The sequence below is a fragment of the Kitasatospora sp. NPDC048296 genome, assembly GCF_043201815.1.
GTDB lineage: Bacteria > Actinomycetota > Actinomycetes > Streptomycetales > Streptomycetaceae > Kitasatospora.
Genome location: NZ_JBICZB010000115.1, coordinates 1 through 15,122, shown reverse-complemented (window position 1 = coordinate 15,122; position 15,122 = coordinate 1). Strand labels below are relative to the sequence as shown.

Sequence of the window (15,122 nt, the reverse complement as noted above, 5' to 3'; positions counted from 1 at the left end):
GAACAGTGATCTTGGCCGACACGGTTCTAGCAGGAGCTCCGTCCCATTTCAGGCGACTTGACGCAACCGCCCAAGGCTCTATCTACACGGCGTTGCGTCTAGTCCCCCAGTCTCGCGCTCTTCCTCATCGGCGGCATCGCCGCCGGCGCCGGCGCGGGCATCCTGTTCAAGGGCGCCGTCTCCAGCGTCATCGGCCTGGCAATCCCGGAGGGCCGCGGCGAGGCCCTCGCCGGCCTCTTCCTCGCCGCCTACGTCGGCCTGGCCACGCTCTCCGCCGGACTGGGCTTCGCCACCCGCTACGTCAGCGACCGGATCGCGCTCCTCGGCTTCAGCGCCGTCCTCATCACCCTGTGCGCAGTCGCCGGGCGGCGCCTGCTCACCCAGCAGAGGACGTCGACGCGCCAGTGACCGACCGTCACCCCCGGCCGCAGGGCCGCGTCTGCCGGTGCCGGACCGGCGCGACGGGCGGGGCCGGCTCGGGGGATCGCCGGCTGGATCGCGATCGGGGCGGGAAACCCGACTCGGCCTCGTCCGCGGTCCGTTGTCTGCGCGTCAGTAGTTCAGCGGGTGATGGCGGCGTGGCGGGTGACGTTGTCGGTCAGGCGGCGCAGGGTCGCGCGGGTGCGCTCGAACTCCTCGGGGTCCAGGCCCATGGCGTCGCCGATCGCGGCGGGGATGGCGCGGGCGCGCTCGCGCAGGACGGTGCCTTCCTCGGTGAGGGTGATGACGACGGCGCGCTCGTCGTCGGGGCGGCGTTCGCGACGCAGCAGGCCGGCGACCTCCAGGCGCTTGAGCAGCGGGGTCAGGGTGCCGTAGTCGAGGTGGAGGGCGGCGCCGAGCTCCTTGACGGTGACCGCGTCCCGGTCCCAGAGCGTCAGCAGCACCAGGTACTGGGGGTAGGTCAGACCGAGGTCGTCCAGCAACGGCCGGTAGAGCCCGGTGACCGCCCGGGAGGCGGCGTAGAGGGCGAAGCACATCTGGTCGTCGAGGAGCAGGGAGAACTGCTGGTCCGGCTGCTGGCCGAGGTCGCGACTGGTCATGCCTGACTGTACTCCGACGGGTCCACGATTCCCAAGCGTCATCGTTGATTGTGCACAAGGTAAAGCCCGGGCCGGCCCCCGTGACGGGGCCGGCCCGGGCTGCCGGTTCAGGAGCCGTCGTGCAGGTCGGCGTGGAGGTACTTGGTGGCCTGGTCGACCGCGGCCTTGTCCGCGTTGGTGTTGCCGAGGGCGTTGAGCATCACGAAGTCGTGAATGGCGCCGTTGTAGCGGACCGCGGTGACGTCGTCGCCGGCGGCGCGCAGCTTGTCGGCGTAGGCCTCGCCCTCGTCGCGCAGCACGTCGGCCTCGTCAGTGATCACCAGAGCCTTGGGCAGGCCCTTCAGCTGGTCGAGGGTGGCCCGCAGCGGCGAGGCCAGGATCTGGTTGCGGACGTTCTTGTCCGGGGCGTAGGCGTCCCAGAACCACTGCATGGCCTTGCGGGTGAGCCAGGGGCCGTTGGCGAACTGCCGATAGGAGTCGTCGTTGAAGTTCGCGTCGGTGACGGGGTAGAAGAGGACCTGGTCGCGCAGGGCCGGGCCGCCGCGCTCCTTGGCCATCAGGGTGACGGCGGCGGTCATGTTGCCGCCGACCGAGTCGCCGGCCACCGCGATCCGGGAGCCGTCGACGCCCAGCTCATCGCCGTGCTGGGCCACCCAGGCGGTGGCGGCGTAGGCCTGCTCGATGGCGATCGGGTAGCGGGCCTCGGGCGCGCGGGCGTAGTCGACGAAGACCACCGCCGCCTGGGCGCCGTTGGCGATCTGGCGCACCAGCCGGTCGTGGGTGCCCTCGTCGCCCAGGACCCAGCCGCCGCCGTGGAAGTACATGATCACGGGGAGCTTGCCGGTGGCGCCCTGGGGGCGCACGATCCGGATGTCCACCGAGCCGGTCGGGCCCACCGGCAGCGTCCGGTGGCTGATGTCGGCCGGGAGCACGTCCACGGGCCCGGACTGGACGCTGTCCAGGGCCTTGCGGGCGTCGGCGTAACTGAGGGTGTAGATCGGTGGGTTCTTGGCGGCCGCATCGGCGAAGGTCCGGGCGTCGCGCTCCAGGACCAGCGATGAGTGCGAGCCCGAGGCGGCCTGGGCCGACCCGGTGCCCGCGGTGAAGGTGACGAGGACCGCGCCGAGGGCGACCGGGATCGAGACGGCCAGCGCGGCGGTGCGGCGGCGGGCGAGGCGGGGAGTGCGATGCGAGGACATGACCTGTCTTCCGGTGGCGACGGCTGGTTCGGGGTGGGTGTGGCAGGGCATCAGGCGGTATGCAGCGCCGCGCGCAGGACGGTGGTCGCCTGGGTGATGGCGGCGTCGGCGGCCTGAGTGCCGCGCAGCGCGTCGAGCATCACGAAGTCGTGGATGATGCCCTGGTAGCGCGTCGCGATGACCGGGACGCCGGCCTGGCGGAGCTTGTTGGCGTACGCCTCGCCCTCATCGCGCAGCACGTCGGCCTCGGCGGTGATGACCAGCGCCGGCGGCAGGTCCTTGAGCTGCTCCAGGGTCGCGCGCAGTGGGGAGGCGGTGATCTCGGCCCGCTGGCCGGGGTCGGTGGTGTACTGGTCCCAGAACCACTGCATGGCGTCGCGGCGCAGGAAGTAGCCGGTGGCGAACTGCCGGTAGGAGCCGGTCTCGAACGCGGCGTCGGTGACCGGATAGAAGAGGACCTGCTGCACCAGCGGCAGGTCGCCGCGCCGCTTGGCCATCAGAGTCAGGGCGGCGGCCATGTTGCCACCCACCGAGTCGCCGGCCACCGCGATCCGCGAGGCGTCCAGGCCCCTGCTGGCGCCGTCGGTGACCACCCAGCGGGCCACCGTGTAGTTCTGCTCGATCGCCACGGGATAGCGGGCCTCGGGCGACAGGTCGTACTCGGGGAAGACCACGGCCGCCCGCGCGCCGACGGCCAACTCGCGCACCAGCCGGTCGTGGGTGCGGGCGTTGCCGAAGACCCAGCCGGCGCCGTGGAGGTAGACGATCACCGGCAGGCTGCCGGTGGCGCCGACGGGCTTGACGATCCGGGCCCGGACCCGGCCGGTCGGGCCGCCCGCGACCTCGATCCACTCCTCGTCCACGGCCGGCTTGGCGAGCTCCCCGGACTGGACCTCGTCGACGGCCTTGCGGCCCTCGACGGGACCGAGGTCGAACAGGTACGGCGGGTTGGCAGTGGCCCCCGCGAACTCCTGAGCTGCGGGCTCCAGGACGGGGACGGTCGGCGTGTCCTGCGACATGGCGAACTCTCCTTCAGGAAGACGGGATTGAGGTGACCCACCCGATCGGGGCGAGCTCTCGGCAAGTAGCCTATGACCCGATTTCCTTGTGCGCAAGCTAATTGCCAACAACTAGCTCGTCCGATTGGCAAAGCTGGAGGGCGGGCGACGAGCCATGACGGTGAACGGCTTCGCACCCCGCCACGCAGTTCCCTCCACACCGTCCCCGCCCGGCCCCGGAGAGGTCGTCGCGCAACACACTCTCACCGTCGTAGACAACGACTCCCGAACGTCGTGGCGTGACAACGCCACCGCAGGGGCGTGTGCGACCCGGAGATCTTCTTCCCGTCCTTCACGGGCAGCGCGGAGTATGCGGTAGCACCGCCCGCTGCCGCACGCCGCCCGAAAACGGCGAGGACCGGTCCTCGCGCGGGTTGCGCGGGGACCGGCGCCAGAGGGCCGACCGGTGGTGTCGCGGGCTACCGGAGGGGTGAGGCGGGGGTGGGGGTGACGCGGGTGACGACGGACTTCTCGGGGATCAGCAGGCCGTAGACGACCGGGCCGATCTCGTTCGTCCAGCGGTCGTGCTGGTAGACGGCCGCGTACAGGGCCTCGCTCTGGGCCTCGTCCTCGAACCGGCGGATCCACACGTAGCCGTCCTCGTCCTCGTCATCGAGGAAGGAGGCGGTCACGTCCATGCCCAGCGAGGTCTGGAACGGGATGACCACGTCCTCCATGTAGCGGATCCATTCCTCCCGGCGTCCGGGCTGGGCCTGGTAGCGGCGGATCTCGTAGTACACGGTGTCACTCCAAAACGGTTGCTGGGATTGTCAGTTGGTGACGGTGAGGACGAGCTTGCCGCGGGTGCGGCCGGCCTCGCCGCGGGCGTGGGCCACACCGGCCTGCTCCAGCGGGAAGGTCTCCTCCACTTCGACGGCGACCTCGCCGGCGTCGATCAGCCCGGCGATCGCCGTCAGCGCGGCACCGTCCGGCTCGACCAGGAACGGGGTCACCCGCACCCCGGCCGCCTCGGCGGCCTGCGCGAGCTCCGGGGAGACGCCGGCCGGGATCGTGACCAGCAGACCGCCGGGGCGCAGCACCTTGAGCGAGCGAGTGCTGGAACCGTCGACGGGGTCGCCGACCAGCTCGATGACGACGTCGACGTCGGAGACCGCGTCCTCGAAGCGGGTGGTGGTGTAGTCGACGGTCTCGTCGGCGCCCAGCTCCTTGAGCCACGGGTGGCGGGCGGCGCTCGCGGTGGCGATCACGTGGGCGCCCAGGTGGCGGGCGAACTGGACGGCGAAGTGGCCCACCCCGCCGGCGGCGGCGGTGACCAGCACGCGCTGCCCGGCGGTGACGTGGGCGGTGTCGACGACGGCCTGCCAGGCCGTCAGCGCGGCCAGCGGCACGGCGGCGGCGTGCACGTGGTCGAGCATGGCGGGCTTACGGGCCCACTGGCGGGCCGGCGCGGTCACGTACTCGGCGTAGGCGTTCGCGACGCGCGGGAACCACGGCATGCCGTACACCTCGTCGCCGACCTTCAGGGTGGTCACGCCGAAGCCGACCTCCTCCACCACCCCGGACACGTCCCAGCCCAGGGTGAACGGCGGCTCACCCAGCAGGCCCGCCATGCCGGTGCCGCCGCGGGTCTTCCAGTCCACCGGGTTGATCCCGGCCGCGTGCACGCGGACCAGCACCTCGGTCGGCAGCGGCGTCGGGCGCGGCACCTGCTGGACCCGCAGCACCTCCGGGCCGCCGAAACCGTCCTGGACCACCGCGCGCATCGTGTCTGCGGACATGCGTCATCTCCTGAAAAAGCGCTTTGCGGAAGGCCGTTGGCGGCCTTCCCGTTGACGTCGACGACGCTATCCCCATGGGTATAGTTACCTTCAAGGTCTAGTACTTCCCGTCGGGAAGTGACCTGGTGAGGAGAGTCAGCATGACGACCAGCTGCCCCAGCGGCCAGCACTCGCACCACGACGTCTACGCCGCCCAGTGCCCCTGCCGCACCCTGCTCGACCTGCTCGCCAACAAGTGGTCCGCGCTGGCCATCGGCGCCCTGGAGGACGGGCCGCAACGCTTCGGCGAGCTCCAACGCAAGCTCCAGGGTGTCAGCCCCAAGGTGCTGACCCAGACGCTGCGCCGCCTCGAGGACTTCGGCATCCTCGACCGCACCGTCTACCCCGCTGTCCCCCTGCACGTCGAGTACTCCCTCACCGCCCTCGGCCAGAGCGCCGCAGCCCCGCTCAACGCGCTTCGCTCGTGGGTCGAGGACAACATCGACCACGCGTTCCGGCCGGAGCCGGTCGCGTCCTGAGGCTGTCGCCTCGGCGTGGTGCCCGCGTCCGGCTCGGGCCGCGCGAGCCCGCGCCGGTCCCGCAGGTCCAGAACCACCTCGCGACAGATATCGGCGACGCGCGCCTCCTGCCCGGCGAGCCAATGCACGCGTACGGCCAGCTCGACGCGGTCGTGGTACTGGCGAACTCCTCCTCGTGCCGGGACACCGGCAGCCGCCGGCCGACCGGCGGCGATCCGCGCAAGGTCGGCGCCGCTCGGCACGTCCCACAGCAGCCTCACCCCTTATCGGACAGCCCCCGGTACGGTTCGCGTTCCTCGGCCACGGTCCGTGCCGGGGCGTGCAGGGCCCCATGGGCGGGCCACCGACAGGACCTCCCGCGTCTGACACGAACTCGCCCAGCCCACGACGGTCCCGGCCGCGCAGCTGCTGACGGCCGGGCTGCACGCCGCCCCGCGGTGACACGGCTCGGGGACCCGGAGTGAACCGGTTCCTGGAGGGAGCCGTATGACCGGTAGCTCCGGGCCGGGCCGCCACCCGGCCGGGGATTCCAACGGCGAGAGGAACACCGGATGCTCCTGACGGAGGCGCAGGCCGAGGCGTACGTGCGCGGGGTCTGCTTCAAGACCGGCCCGCCCGGCCGGGTCGGCATCGAGCTCGAATGGCTGGTGCACGACCTCGCCGACCCCACCGCCGCGGTGCCCGCCGCACGGCTGGACGCGGCGCTCGACGCCGTCCGGTCCGCCGGCGGCCTGCCGCACGGGTCCGCGCTCACCGTGGAGCCCGGCGGCCAGCTCGAACTCAGCAGCCCGACCGCCGCCACACTTGCCGACGGCGTCCACGCCACAGCGACCGACCTGGGCGCCCTGCGGCGCGCGCTGGCCGATGCGGGCCTGGCCCTGGCCGGCCGCGGACTGGAGCCGCACCGCGACCCGGCGCGGATCCTGGAGCACCCGCGCTACCGGGCGATGGAGCAGCACTTCAACGAGGTGGGCCCCTGGGGCCGGATGATGATGCGCTCCACCGCGTCCGTGCAGCTCAACCTCGACAGCGGCGACGACACCGACAAGATCACCGGCTACCGCCGCCGCTGGACGCTGGCGCACCGGCTGGGCCCGGTGCTGGTCGCCGCGTTCGCCAACTCCCCACTGCGGCGCGGCCGGCCCACCGGCTGGCGGTCCACCCGGCAGTGGATCTGGGCGAACGCGGACCCCGCGCGCACCCGGCCGCCGGAGCCGGGCCCGGATCCGCGCGAGGCATGGACCCGGTACGCGCTGGACGCCCCGGTGATGTGCCTGCGCCGCACCCCGCCCGGTTCCTGGAATGCTCCGCCCGGCCTCGGCTTCCGCGACTGGCTGCGAGGCGCGCCCGCCGAGCGCGGTCCCACCCTGGAGGACCTCGACTACCACCTGACCACGCTGTTCCCACCGGTCCGCCCGCGCGGGTGGCTGGAGCTGCGGATGATCGACGCCCAGCAGGGCGAGGGCTGGATCGTGCCGACCGCGCTGGCCGCCACCCTGCTGGACGATCCGGCCGCCGCCGAGGCCGCCTGGGAGGCCACCGCGCCGCTGTGCCCGGGCGGGGCCCCGCAGCCGTCCGCCGAGGTGTGGCTGCGGGCCGCCCGGCTCGGCGCCGCCGACCCCGAGTTGGGCAAGGCGGCGCTGGCCTGTTTCACCGCCGCCCTCGCCGCCCTGGCCGACACCGGGGCCGACCGCGACCGGCAGCTGGGCCGCGCCCTGCACGCCTTCGCCGTGCGCTACACCGAACGGGGCCGCTGTCCCGCCGACGACCTGCTGGAAGGACTCCACGGATGACCGCGCGCCCCACCCGCGCCGATGCCGCCGCCGCGCTGGCGGCCTCCCGAGCGCGGACGCTCGCCCTGACGGACTGCCTGGACGAGGCCGAACTGCTGGCCCAGCACTCCCGGTTGATGTCACCCCTGGCATGGGACCTGGCCCACGTCGGCAACCAGGAGGAGATCTGGCTGGTCCGCGCGGCCGGCGGGCGCCGTGCGCTGCGCCCCGACCTGGACGACATCTACGACGCCTTCCGCCACCCGCGGGCCGACCGGCCCGCGCTCGCGCTGCTGCGCCCGGATGACGCCCGCCGCTACCTGCACCGGGTGCGCGAGGCGGCCACGGACGTCCTGGCATCCGTCCCGGACGCCGACTGGGACGCCCCCTCCCCCACCGGACAGCAGGCCTCCCTGCTGGCGCGCGGCTTCGTGTTCGGGATGGTCGCCCAGCACGAGCAGCAACACGTCGAGACCATGCTGGCTACCCACCAGTTGCGCACCGGCATACCAGTCCTGGACGCCCCGGCGCCGCCGCCCGCCCCCGCCGATGCGGCGAGCCTGCCGCGCGAGGTGTTCGTGCCCGGTGGGCCGTTCGTCATGGGCACCGACACCGACCCGTGGGCCCTGGACAACGAACGGCCCGCGCACGTCGTGGACGTGCCCTCGTTCTGGCTGGACACCGCACCAGTCAGCAACACCGCGTACCAGGAGTTCATCGCGGACGGCGGCTACGCCGACCCGCGCTGGTGGACCCCGGAGGGCTGGGAGCACCGGCAGCAGGCGGGGCTGGCGGCACCGCTGTACTGGCAGCGCGACGGCCGAACCTGGCTACGGCGGCGCTTCGGCCGCACCGAGCCGGTGCCGCCACTGGAGCCGGTGCTGCACGTGTGCTGGTACGAAGCGGACGCCTACGCCCGCTGGGCCGGCCGACGGCTGCCGACCGAGGCCGAGTGGGAGAAGGCCGCCCGCCACGACCCGGCCGCCGCCCGCTCCCGCCGCTACCCGTGGGGCGACACCGCGCCGACCGAGGAGCACGCCAACCTCGGCCAGCGCCACCTCCAGCCCGCCCCCGTGGGCAGCTACCCGGCGGGGGCGGCGCCCAGCGGAGCGCGGCAGCTGATCGGCGACGTGTGGGAGTGGACCAGCAGCTCCTTCCGGCCCTACCCGGGCTTCCGTGCCTTTCCCTACCGGGAGTACTCCGAGGTGTTCTTCGGCCCGGACTACAAGGTGCTGCGCGGCGGGGCGTTCGGCGTGGGCCAGGACGCCTGCCGCGCCACCTTCCGCAACTGGGACTACCCGATCCGCCGGCAGATCTTCAGCGGCTTCCGCACCGCCCGTGACACCACTGCGGGCGGGTGCTCCTGATGTGCCGCCACCTCGCCTATCTCGGACCGGAATCCACCCTGGCGGCGATCGTCGATGCGCCGCACGGTCTGCGCACGCAGTCCTGGGCGCCCCGGCAGCAGCGGCACGGCACGGTGAACGCGGACGGCTTCGGCATCGGCTGGTACCCGGCCGACGGCGAGCCGCCCGCCCGCTACCGCCGGGCGGTGCCGATCTGGGCCGACCCCAACCTGCCCGACCTCACCCGCGCCGTCCGCAGCCACGCCGTGCTGGCCGCCGTCCGCTCCGCCACCGCGGGCACCAGCCAGGACGAGGCCGCCGCCGCGCCCTTCCGGGACGGGCCCTGGCTGTTCAGCCTCAACGGGGCCGTGCCGAACTGGACCCGACTGCCCGCCGCACTGGGGGCGGACTGCGGACTGGAGGCCGCGGACCTGCTGGCGCTGGAGGCGCGCAGCGACTCCGCACTGCTGTGGGCGATCATCAGCCGCCGGCTGCGGCAGGGCGAGCCGGCCGGCGCGGCGCTGGCCGCGGTGGTCCGGCAGACCGCCGCGGTACGCCCGCAGGCCAGGCTGAACCTGCTGCTCACCGACGGCCGCACGATCACCGCCACCCGCCACGGCGACACGCTCTGGTACCGCACGGCGCCCGACAGCGTGCTCGTCGCCTCCGAACCGGACGGCGAAGGGACGTGGCAGGAGGTGCCCGACCGGTCCCTGCTGATCGCCGTCCCAGGCCGCGTTCGGGTGATCCCGCTGCAGCCCGTCCCCCGAACCAGTACCAGTACCAACGACTCACGCGAGGACCGCCGCACCATGACCGACCGCTTCACGCTCGACCACCGGCTGCCCCAGGACCACCTCGCCACCAGCCTGCGCACCGACGTGCTCCGGGGGCTGGCCACCGCCCCCAGGACGCTGCCGTCCAAGTGGCTCTACGACGCCCGGGGCAGCGAACTCTTCGAGCAGATCACCGAGTTGCCCGAGTACTACCCCACCCGCGCCGAGGAGGAGATCCTCACCCGCCGGGCCCCCGAGATCGCCGCACTCACCCGGGCCACCACCCTGGCCGAACTCGGCTCCGGCTCCTCCCGCAAGACCCGCCTGCTGCTGGACGCACTCACGGCCGCCGGCACCCTGCGGCAGTACGCGCCGCTGGACGTCAGCCCGTCGGCACTCCTCGATGCGGGCCAGGCGCTGTGCCGCGACTACCCGCGGCTGCAAGTCGCCGCCTCCGTCACGGACTTCGAACAGGAGCTGCCCCTCGGCGAGGAGCCCGGTCCCCGCCTGCTGGCCTTCCTCGGCAGCACCATCGGCAACCTGGACCCCGCCCAGCGCCAGTCCTTCTACGCCGCACTGCGCCACACGCTCAGCGCCGATGACGCCCTCCTGCTCGGAGCCGATCTGGTCAAGGACACCACCAGGCTGGTCAGCGCCTACGACGACAGCCAGGGAGTCACCGCGGCCTTCAACAAGAACGTGCTCAACGTCCTCAACCGCGAACTCGACGCCGACTTCGACCTCGACACCTTCGACCACCTGGCGTTGTGGAACGAACCCGAGGAGCGGATCGAGATGCACCTGCGCTCGCGCCGCGCCCAGCAGGTCAAGATCCCGGCGGTGGACCTGGTCCTCGACCTCGCCGCCGGCGAGACCCTGCGCACCGAGATCTCCAGCAAGTTCCGCCGCGAGACGCTCACCGCCGAACTCGGCGCCAACGGCTTCACCGTCCGCCGCTGGTGGACCGACACCGCGGGGCGCTTCGGCCTGCTGCTCGTCGTCCCCACCCACTGAACCCGACCAGGCCGAACCCCTACCAGGAGGAGACTTCCATGACGACCCCGGGCACCGCCGCCCCCCGCTACGACGATCTGCGCGCGCTGTTCGTCAACTGCACCCTCAAGCCCTCGCCGGAGCGCAGCCACACCCAAGGCCTGATCGACGTCAGCAGCGCGATCATGCGCGCGCAGGGCGTGACCGTCGACCAGTTCCGCGCGGTGGACCACGACATCGCACCGGGCGTCTACCCGGACATGACCGAGCACGGCGCCGCCACCGACGCCTGGCCCGCGTTGTACGAGCGGGTGATGGCCGCCGACATCCTGGTGCTGGCCGGGCCGATCTGGCTCGGCGACAACAGCTCGGTGCTGAAGCGGGTGGTCGAGCGCCTCTACGCCTGCTCGGGCCTGCTCAACGAGAAGGGCCAGTACGCCTACTACGGGCGCACCGGTGGCTGCCTGATCACCGGCAACGAGGACGGCGTCAAGCACTGCGCCATGAACGTCCTCTACTCGCTGCAGCACCTGGGCTACACCATCCCCCCGCAGGCCGACGCGGGCTGGATCGGCCCGGCGGGCCCGGGCCCGTCCTACCTCGACCCGGGCTCGGGCGGCCCGGAGAACGACTTCACCAACCGCAACACCACCTTCATGACCTGGAACCTGCTACATCTGGCGCGTCTGCTGAAGGACGCCGGCGGTATCCCGGCCCACGGCAACCAGCGCGCCGCCTGGGACGCCGGCAGCCGGTTCGACTTCCCCAACCCCGAGTACCGCTGAGCCGGCTGGAGCGGGGACCATCACCTGGGTGATCCCCGCTCCGGCGGAGGCCTTCAGCGGTCGGCCGAGTCTTACGGAGTACGAACGCCACTTCGTCCGGCTCACCGCCAAGCAGTCCGGCCGACTAATCTTCCGCCGTGACCGCAACACCTGCAGCAGATCTTGTCGGGCGCGACCGGGAGCTGGGCATGTTCCGCGCCGCGCTGGCCGACCTGGCCGCAGGCCGCGGTGGGTCGTTGCTGGTCGAGGGCGAGCCGGGCATCGGGAAGTCGAGCCTGTTGACCGCCGCGCTGGACGGCACCGGTTGCGAAGTGCTGCGCGGGACCTGCGACGAACTGAACCGACGCTTCCCGCTCTCGGTGATGCTGGAGACGCTGGGCGTCGACGCCCGCTCATCCGATCCCCTGCGCGCCGCAACCGCCAGAGCCCTGACCGGCGCACCCGAGCTGCGCCCCGGCGACCACGGCTGGAGCGTCGCCATGCTCGCCGGCGACCCCGTCGTGGCTGCCGTCGAACAACTCCTCGCCCTGGTCGACCAGCTGTGCACGGCCGGCCCCCTCGTCCTGGCCGTCGACGACCTGCACTGGGCCGACGACGCCAGCCTGCTGCTCTGGCAACGTCTCTCCCGCGCGACGGCCCAGCTCCCGCTGTTCCTCGTCGGCGCCTGCCGACCGGTCCCACGCCGCGAGGAACTCGACCGCTTGCGACGCGACTTGCGCACCCGCGACGGCCTCCTCGTCTCCCTCGGCCCCCTGCCGATCGACGGCGTGGCTGCCCTGGCTGAACGGACCATCGGCGCCGCCCCCGGGCCACGCCTGGCCGCCCGTTTGGAATCCGCCGCGGGCAACCCCCTCTACGTCCACGAAATGCTCGCGGCGCTCACCGGTTCCGCAGCCCTGACGGTCACCCAGGAGGTCGTGGACCTCTCGGCCGGACACCACTCAGCCGAGCCGCACCACTCGGACCACGGCGCGCACGAGATGTCGTTGACCGGAATGCTCGCGCACCGCCTCGACTACCTACAGGACAGCACTCGCGCACTGCTGCGCACGGCGGCCCTGCTCGGCCCGGACTTCTCTGTCACCGATCTCGCCGACATCGTGAAACGTTCGCCCGCCGCGCTGGCGACCGATCTGGACGAGGCGATCACCGCCGGGGTCCTCGAATCGGCCGGCACCCGGCTGCGCTTCCGGCACGGCCTGCTCAAGCAGGCCCTCCACGAGGCGACGCCTTCCGCCTTGCGCGCCGCCCTGCACCGCCAGGCCACCGAGGCGTTGATCACCGCCGGCGCGCCCGTGGAGCGCATCGCGCAACTGCTGCTCGCCGAACCGGCCGGCGCCGACGGCTGGGAGGTGGCCTGGCTGGCCGAGCACGCCGGTGCCCTCCACCGCGCACCCGCTATCGCCGCCGAGCTCTTCGAGCGTGCCCTGCGCCACACTGCGGAGGACGACGCCCGCCACGCACTCCTGGAAGACCACCTGGTGGCGGTGTCCTTCCTGCTGTCCCGACATGACCAGACCGAACGCCTGGCCCGCGCGATCCTGGGCCGCACCGTCGACTTGCACCGCATCGGCCGGACCACCTGGTTCCTCTGCTACACGCTGATGCGCACCGACCGGCTGGACGATGCCCTCGTCCTGCTCCACGACACCATCGCAGCCCTCACGAGTGAGCCCTGTTGGTGGGCACTGCTCACGGCGCTGAAGGCCATCCTGCTGGTCGGCTTCGGACAGCCCGACACCGCGGCCGAGGCCGCCGCGCAGGCGCTGGCGGCGGCAGAGCAGGTGGGGGACGCGACCGCGCGGGGCTGGGCCCTGCACGCGCAGGCCATCACCTGCCTGTGCCGCAGCGACAACAGAGGCGGCCTGGCCTTCATCGACCGCGGCCTGGCCATCGCGGGAACAGACCCGCACCTCGCCTACCTGCGCCTGCTGCTCCTGAGCAACCGGGCGACCGCGCTGGACGCCGTGGACCGCACCGCCGACGCGGTGGACACCCTGCGCCAGGCGCGCACCCTGGCCGAGCGCACCGGCACCCAGATGCTCGCCGTGGTCCAGATCCACGCCGGCGAGCAAGCCTTCCGGGAGGGCCGCTGGGACGACGCACTGACCGAGTTCGAGGCGATCACCGACCTTCCGGGGCAGTTCCTGCGGCCGCTGAAGGCCCACGGCTACCGTGCGCTGATCGCCGAGCACCGCGACGACCCGCTGGAGGCCGCACGCCATCTGGAGCTGCTGCGCGACCACCCGGTGTCTGCCACCAGCCTGGCGCGGGGGGCCTCCGGTCCGCTGCTGATGGCCCGGGCACTGGAGGCCGAGCGGGCCGGCGATCCGGAGCAGGCCTGCCGGATCCTCGCCGTCGTGCTGCGACCCGAGTACGAGCAGGCCATGCAGAGCCGGGCCGCCTGGTTCCCGCCCCTGGCCCGGTTCGCGCTGGCCGCCGGAGACGAGGCCACCGCCCGCGCCACCGCCGAGGCCGCCGACACCGAGGCCCGGCACGAACCGATCCCGCTCAAGCGGGCCACGGCCCAGTGGTGCCGGGGCCTGGTCGACGGGGACCCGGAACCGATCCTGGCCGCCGCCTCCTACCACCGCACCACCCGGCGACCCCTCGAACTCGGCAACGCCCTCGAGGACGCCGCCGCCCTGCTCGCCGAAGCCGGCCGACTCGACGAAGCCCGCACCGCCTTGACCGAGGCGCTGGCGGCGTACACCACCCTCGGCGCCACCTGGGACCCCCGACGCGCCACCCAACGCCTCCGCTCCCACGGCATCCGCCCCGGCGTCCGCGGCCCTCGCCGGCGCCCCCGCACCGGCTGGGACGCCCTCACCCCCACCGAACTTCGCGTCGCCGAACTCGCCGCCCAAGGCCACTCCAACCCTGACATCGCCGAACGCCTCCTCCTCTCCCGACGCACCGTCGAAACCCACGTCTCCCACATCCTCACCAAACTCCACGCCACCTCCCGCCGACACATCGCCAACCACACCCCCCGCCGCACCGCCCCACAACAACCCCACCCCGGCACCTCCTGGGAGTCAGCGCAACGCCGGGGTGGGCCGCTCGACCGTGCTGGAGATTTCACGCCGGCCCATGGAATGGATGCGTAGCTGACCCGAGCCCGCCCGACCACGACTGCGGCACTGATATACCGGATTTCCCACAGTCGGAGCGACGGCCGCCGTCCAGTGATACGCCGGGCCTATCCCAGTGGTTCATCGAATCGGCATTTCCGTTGCCTTACATAGACTGTCATCAGGAGATACGCCACTCATCCCCAAATGGTTCGGGTGATTTCTTTCACGCCGCACGGCACTTCCACGCAGACGTCCTGCAGCGCGGCCTGTGGATAATTGTGAGTCGGCGTTACAAGGACCGCGAAGCGAAGCCAAGCCAGCGCCCCGGGCTTCCCCCGAAACCCGAAGAAATGAACAGGAGGGCGCTTTGTCTCACGAATTGCGGATCGCCATCATCGAGCGCCGCGGCCTGGTGCGCCGGGGGCTGGTGAGCCTCCTGGAGAGCAGCCCGCTGGTCCACCTGACCGCGGTGGCCGCGAACGCCGCCGAGCTCGAAGCCGGAGCGCGCGGCCAGCGCCTGGACGCCGTCGTCCTCGGGGTCCCTGCGGGGACCAGGCAGCACCTCACCGAGGCGGTGAGCGCGGCCGCCGGCCACGGCAGGGTGCTCGTGATCGCGGAATTCGCCGGCGGATCGCCGGTCAGCGACACGCTGTACGCCGGCGCGACCGACGCCTTTTCGGGCTCTTCTGCTCCATCCGTGGGTGGGTCCAGAGCGCCTGACGCAGCACACGCCGTCCCCCGTGCAGATCTTGAGGTGTTGAGGCCCGAGATCGGTCGCGCGGGGAGAACGGCGTGCGGTTCACCACGGTATTGAGGAAG

Annotated in this window: 12 protein-coding genes and 1 pseudogene; 8 read left to right on the top strand and 5 right to left on the bottom strand. The window is 72.5% G+C overall.

Annotated elements, in window-relative coordinates; translation table 11 throughout:
• Positions 1 to 560 precede the first annotated feature (560 nt).
• From ACGF12_RS36365 to ACGF12_RS36345, 5 genes are all read right to left on the bottom strand, one after another.
• Positions 561 to 1,040, bottom strand: coding sequence for a MarR family winged helix-turn-helix transcriptional regulator (locus ACGF12_RS36365; protein ID WP_393040197.1), 480 nt, complete (start codon positions 1,038 to 1,040; stop codon positions 561 to 563).
• A 107-nt stretch (positions 1,041 to 1,147) separates the two neighbouring features.
• Positions 1,148 to 2,239, bottom strand: coding sequence for an alpha/beta hydrolase (locus ACGF12_RS36360; RefSeq protein WP_393040194.1), 1,092 nt, complete (start codon positions 2,237 to 2,239; stop codon positions 1,148 to 1,150).
• A gap of 50 nt (positions 2,240 to 2,289) precedes the next feature.
• The gene (locus tag ACGF12_RS36355; protein ID WP_393040191.1) at positions 2,290 to 3,258 is read right to left on the bottom strand and encodes an alpha/beta hydrolase; all 969 of its coding nucleotides are present in this window, start codon (positions 3,256 to 3,258) and stop codon (positions 2,290 to 2,292) included.
• A 458-nt stretch (positions 3,259 to 3,716) separates the two neighbouring features.
• Entirely contained in the window at positions 3,717 to 4,037 is a 321-nt protein-coding gene (locus tag ACGF12_RS36350; RefSeq protein WP_393040189.1) for an NIPSNAP family protein, read from the bottom strand.
• 30 nt (positions 4,038 to 4,067) lie between these two features.
• On the bottom strand, positions 4,068 to 5,036 hold the full coding sequence (locus ACGF12_RS36345) for an NADP-dependent oxidoreductase (protein ID WP_393040187.1): 969 nt from the start codon (positions 5,034 to 5,036) through the stop codon (positions 4,068 to 4,070).
• 140 nt (positions 5,037 to 5,176) lie between these two features.
• Between ACGF12_RS36345 and ACGF12_RS36340 the strand changes: the two genes are divergently transcribed.
• The 8 genes and pseudogenes from ACGF12_RS36340 (at position 5,177) to ACGF12_RS36305 (ending at position 15,117) form a co-directional block, all read left to right on the top strand.
• Complete coding sequence (locus ACGF12_RS36340; RefSeq protein ID WP_393040184.1) at positions 5,177 to 5,554, top strand: winged helix-turn-helix transcriptional regulator; 378 nt, start codon at positions 5,177 to 5,179, stop codon at positions 5,552 to 5,554.
• Between the two features lie 551 nt (positions 5,555 to 6,105).
• A complete protein-coding gene (gene egtA / locus ACGF12_RS36335; protein ID WP_393040181.1) occupies positions 6,106 to 7,347 on the top strand; it encodes an ergothioneine biosynthesis glutamate--cysteine ligase EgtA in 1,242 nt (413 codons plus the stop codon).
• Entirely contained in the window at positions 7,344 to 8,693 is a 1,350-nt protein-coding gene (gene egtB / locus ACGF12_RS36330) for an ergothioneine biosynthesis protein EgtB (RefSeq protein ID WP_393040178.1), read from the top strand. The genes egtA and egtB overlap by 4 nt, the downstream gene beginning before the upstream one ends.
• Positions 8,693 to 9,364: pseudogene (gene egtC / locus ACGF12_RS36325) on the top strand (ergothioneine biosynthesis protein EgtC); the annotation flags it as partial. The gene egtB and the pseudogene egtC, both read left to right, overlap by 1 nt.
• Before the next feature lie 120 nt (positions 9,365 to 9,484).
• The gene (gene egtD / locus ACGF12_RS36320; RefSeq protein WP_393040200.1) at positions 9,485 to 10,462 is read left to right on the top strand and encodes an L-histidine N(alpha)-methyltransferase; all 978 of its coding nucleotides are present in this window, start codon (positions 9,485 to 9,487) and stop codon (positions 10,460 to 10,462) included.
• Positions 10,463 to 10,500: 38 nt separating this feature from the next.
• Positions 10,501 to 11,226 (top strand): flavodoxin family protein, encoded by a 726-nt coding sequence (locus tag ACGF12_RS36315; RefSeq protein ID WP_393040175.1) that lies wholly within the window; start codon positions 10,501 to 10,503, stop codon positions 11,224 to 11,226.
• Positions 11,227 to 11,363: 137 nt separating this feature from the next.
• Entirely contained in the window at positions 11,364 to 14,336 is a 2,973-nt protein-coding gene (locus ACGF12_RS36310) for an ATP-binding protein (RefSeq protein WP_393040172.1), read from the top strand.
• A 346-nt stretch (positions 14,337 to 14,682) separates the two neighbouring features.
• Positions 14,683 to 15,117, top strand: coding sequence for a hypothetical protein (locus tag ACGF12_RS36305; protein WP_393040169.1), 435 nt, complete (start codon positions 14,683 to 14,685; stop codon positions 15,115 to 15,117).
• The last annotated feature ends 5 nt before the right edge of the window (positions 15,118 to 15,122 follow it).